The 4,189-nt window shown below is 43.7% G+C and carries 7 protein-coding genes; all 7 read left to right on the top strand.

Annotation, left to right across the window (positions count from 1 at the left end; genetic code table 11):
* Window positions 1-72: 72 nt before the first annotated feature.
* The gene (locus F6K52_RS33160; protein ID WP_293088891.1) at window positions 73-243 is read left to right on the top strand and encodes a hypothetical protein; all 171 of its coding nucleotides are present in this window, start codon (window positions 73-75) and stop codon (window positions 241-243) included.
* A gap of 262 nt (window positions 244-505) precedes the next feature.
* Entirely contained in the window at window positions 506-811 is a 306-nt protein-coding gene (locus tag F6K52_RS33155) for a PqqD family protein (RefSeq protein ID WP_293088889.1), read from the top strand.
* Window positions 795-1,241, top strand: a complete 447-nt coding sequence (locus F6K52_RS33150; RefSeq protein WP_293088887.1) for a lasso peptide biosynthesis B2 protein — start codon at window positions 795-797, stop codon at window positions 1,239-1,241. The genes F6K52_RS33155 and F6K52_RS33150 overlap by 17 nt, the downstream gene beginning before the upstream one ends.
* Window positions 1,238-3,256 (top strand): lasso peptide isopeptide bond-forming cyclase, encoded by a 2,019-nt coding sequence (locus tag F6K52_RS33145; RefSeq protein WP_293088885.1) that lies wholly within the window; start codon window positions 1,238-1,240, stop codon window positions 3,254-3,256. The genes F6K52_RS33150 and F6K52_RS33145 overlap by 4 nt, the downstream gene beginning before the upstream one ends.
* A 119-nt stretch (window positions 3,257-3,375) precedes the next feature.
* On the top strand, window positions 3,376-3,573 hold the full coding sequence (locus F6K52_RS33140) for a lasso peptide (protein ID WP_293088882.1): 198 nt from the start codon (window positions 3,376-3,378) through the stop codon (window positions 3,571-3,573).
* 91 nt (window positions 3,574-3,664) lie between these two features.
* Window positions 3,665-3,862: a lasso peptide gene (locus F6K52_RS33135; RefSeq protein WP_293088880.1), complete on the top strand. Its 198-nt coding sequence runs from the start codon at window positions 3,665-3,667 to the stop codon at window positions 3,860-3,862.
* 87 nt (window positions 3,863-3,949) lie between these two features.
* Window positions 3,950-4,147 carry a lasso peptide gene (locus F6K52_RS33130; protein WP_293088878.1) on the top strand — a complete coding sequence of 66 codons (198 nt, stop codon included), beginning with the start codon at window positions 3,950-3,952 and terminating at the stop codon, window positions 4,145-4,147.
* The last annotated feature ends 42 nt before the right edge of the window (window positions 4,148-4,189 follow it).

Raw genomic sequence — 4,189 nt, 5'->3', positions numbered from 1 at the left:
TGAATATGGACTGATAATGAGATGGTGAAAGGGTAGATCGGTGTTTGCAGAAGCGATGCAGAGGTGCGACCCGTGGCGAATTTAATTACGGATCAAACGCACCATTACGGTCTTGGGGGTTTCCCCAATGAGCAACTGCCGTGGTCTCCACCACTCGCGCTTTGCATGGCTGACAAGTCCCCGAGAATTGGGGGACCAACGGGGGCTTTAATAAAACCAGATGTCCGCGCATTCATTCCTTAATTCAGCAACGCCATTATTTTGGGATGATGGATTTTGACAACTGGTTTATAAACCCTATATCAAGAAATACTAGCTTACACTAAATCCTCAAAATAATCAAGTTATGTATCTAATATATCATGACTTTACTAAAAGTAACAACGATCAGGGCTAGTTAACCATAGAAATCTGGGCAATTACTCTCAATCCATTAATTATAAGTCCAGATAATTACCTCACTAGTTTTATATAACAGCAATAATTACTTGGAGAATAAAAAATCATGAGTTTGGATTGTACTATCTCAAAGTCTTCAATTGTAGTCGCAACTCAAGAGCAACTATCTTCTGATATTGGAGAAGAAGCAATCATCCTCGATATGAAGTCGGGAGTTTACTATGGCTTGAATCCCGTAGGTGCTAGCATCTGGAATATGATCCAGGAACCGAAAACTTTAGACGAAATTCGGAATTCACTGCTAGCAGAGTATGAAGTTGAGCCGGAAAAATGCGATCGCGATCTTTTGGCATTACTCCAAGAATTCGCAGCAGTTGGACTAATTGAGGTAAAAGATGAAGCGGTTGCGTAAGTTCTTGCGCCTGACTAGTAGAGAACGTCAACTTGTGATTAACACGTTCATTTTACTAGGATTAATCAGATTAGGGCTATGGTTACTACCATTTCAGACATTGCGACGACTGGTAGCAAAAATCAGTCAGCCATCACCATTAGCTCAAAGCGTAAACCAAACTCACCTAAGCAAAATTGTTGGAGCTGTTAATCTCAGCAGTCGCTACATGCCAGGTGGTGTCAAGTGTTTAGCTAGAGCATTAACCACACAAGTACTAATGAGTCGTTGTGGTTACTCCCCTCAACTCAGAATTGGTGTTGCCAAAGGGGAGGGAGGAAAATTAGAAGCTCATGCATGGGTGGAAAACCAAGGACAAGTTGTGATTGGTTATCTCAGAGACCTTTCACGGTTTACTCCACTACCATCGTTTAAAGGAGGCAAACTATGAGTGGCATTGTCGGGATTTACTACCTCGATCAAGAACCAATAGACCGGGAAAATATTGGGCAAATGTTAGATATCCTTGCCCACCGGGGACCAGACGGAGCAGATATCTGGTGCCAGGGGTCTGTTGGTCTCGGTCATCGGATGCTGTGGACTACTCCTGAATCGCTGCTGGAAAAGTTACCTTTAGTTAATCACTCCCAAAATTTAGTGATTACTGCTGATGCTCGGATTGATAATCGAGAAGAACTGATTATTGCTCTAGAGTTGAACGACCTTCCAGCGGAAAAAATTACCGATAGCCAACTGATTTTAGCCGCTTATGAAAAATGGGGAGAGCAGTGTCCAGAAAAACTATTAGGTGACTTTGCTTTCGCTATCTGGGATAAGCACAAACAGATCCTCTTCTGTGCTAGAGACCATGTTGGGGTTAAGCCTTTCTATTACTATCACCAATCCGGTCAAGGGTTTATTTTTGCCTCTGAAATCAAAGCACTATTCTGTTTACCCTTTGTACCAAAGCGTCTTAACGAAGTTAGGATGGCTGACTATGTCGCCCTGATGATGGAAGACAAAGTCATCACCACCTATGACAACATTTTGCGGCTTCCTCCTGCTCACACCATGGTCGTTAGTCAGTCAGGGATAGAGCTAAACTGTTACTGGTCTCTAGACCCAAATCGTGAGCTGATCTTAGACTCGGACGAAGCCTATGCTGAAGCATTTCGTGACATCTTTACCGAAGCAGTTCGTTGTCGTCTTCGTAGTGCTTTTCCCATTGGTTCTCACTTGAGCGGTGGATTAGATTCTTCCTCAATCACTTGTGTAGCCAGGAAACTACTGGCTGAAACAGGAGATGCTCAACTCCACAGCTTCTCCAACATTTTTGACAAAGTGACTGAGTGTGATGAACGTCCCTTCATCAATGCTGTTTTAGAACAGGGTGGACTAATTCCCCACTATGTTCATGCTGACCAGTTTGGTCCGCTGTCAGACGTTGAGGACATTTGGCAGTATGAAGACGAAGCCTTACTTGGTCCAAGTCATCATTATCCTTGGCGACTGAGTCAAGCTGCTCAGCAAGCAGGGATGCGAATTGTTTTAGATGGTCTCGATGGCGATAATGTCGTGTTTCATGGTGTGTCTAGACTGACAGAATTAGCCCATCAAGGAGAGTGGGAAACCTTTGTCCAGGAAGCTGAAGCATTTTCCGAACATTTTGGTAACTCACCCCAAGCCTTGCTTAAACACTACAGTATCCTACACCTAAAAACCCTCGCCAAGCAGTTACGGTGGATTGCTTTTGCAAAAGCTGTACATCAGATTCACAAGCGTTTTCGCATCTCCCGTAAGCACCTGTTGCTCAATCATGGACTCAACGCATTAGTTCCGGAAGCAATCAAGCAACTTTGGCGAAAGTGGCGCAGAAAAGACAAGTCAGCTAGTTCTGTTTCACCTCTGGTTAATCGCAACTTTGCTGAACGCATTGGAATGGATCAGCGTATCCACGCATTGGACAAATCCGATCAACCATCACTCACAGTCAGAGAAGACCACTGGCGTAATCTAAGCCAAGGTATATTTCCCCTGATTCTAGAGCAGCTCGACCGCTACAATGCTGCATTTTCCCTCGAAGCTCGTCATCCCTTTATGGATAAGCGGCTACTTGAATTCTGTCTAGCACTGCCTTCCGAGCAGAAACTTTACCAGGGATGGAGTCGGATGGTATTGCGCCGTGGGATGGCCGATATATTACCAAAAGCTGTCCAGTGGCGAGGAGGCAAAGCCCATATGGGTCCAAACTTTATTCACGGTCTGCTCACCGTAAATCGTCAGGTATTCGACGACGTGATCTTGAATAAGCTTGAACTCATTGAAGGGTATGTTGACACAGACTTTCTGAGACAAGTTCATCGACGCATGACCTCAGGAGGCAGGGTGCGAGAAAAAGACTGCATGACAGTCTGGCAGGGAATCATCTTAGCGTTGTGGCTTGACCGCACCCAAGTGACACCCTAAGTCTAACTTGGCAGGGAATCTGCTTGGGATTGTGGTTTGGGCACAACCTTTGAAATACCGTAAGTCCAATTCAGGCTGTAACTACCGTAAACTACTATCAGCAAAAGGAAAGTAAAACCATGCTAAAAACTTACACTACACCAGAAATGCTCGTTCACGGCACCATTGAGCAGCTCACCCAAGTCGCTGGACGTGATGATATTGCCGATGTGCTGATTTTCAATGGTGATTTGAGTAATCCCGCAGCTGAATCCGATGACTCAATCAGCCTAGACTGTAAAGCAGTTAATGATTGTGATCCGTTCAAACTACAGTAACAGGATTACTACTGGTGATAGTGAGTAATTAATAGTTTAAATCAGGGTGTGACTACCTTAAACCCACAATAAGTATAACGAAGCTAACACCATGCTAAAAACCTACACTACACCAGAAATGATTGTTCACGGTTCTATTGAAGAGCTCACCGAAATCGCTGGACCTGATCGGATGACAGATGTGCTGATTTTCAATGGTGATTTGAATAATCCCGCAGCTCAATCAGATGACTCAATCAGCCTAGACTGCGATAACAATAATAATTGTGAACCGTTCCAACTACCGTAATAGGATTACTACTAATGATAAGTAATCATTAGTTTAACTTAGGGTGTAACTACTTTAAACCACAATAAGTATAACGAAACTAACACCATGCTAAAAACCTACACTACACCAGAAATGATTGTTCACGGTTCTATTGAAGAACTAACCGAAATCAGTGGACCTGATCGGATTGCAGATGTCCTAATTTTCAATGGTGATTTGGCTAATCCAGCGGCTACATCAGATGATTCCAGCAGCCTGGACTGCGATAACAATGGTAATTGTGCTCCGTTCCGACTACCATAACAGGATTACTACTAGTCATAGTGAATAATCTATAGTTAAAAT

Source organism: Moorena sp. SIO3H5, assembly GCF_010692395.1.
GTDB lineage: Bacteria > Cyanobacteriota > Cyanobacteriia > Cyanobacteriales > Coleofasciculaceae > Moorena.
This window is presented reverse-complemented; position numbering and strand designations above follow the sequence as displayed.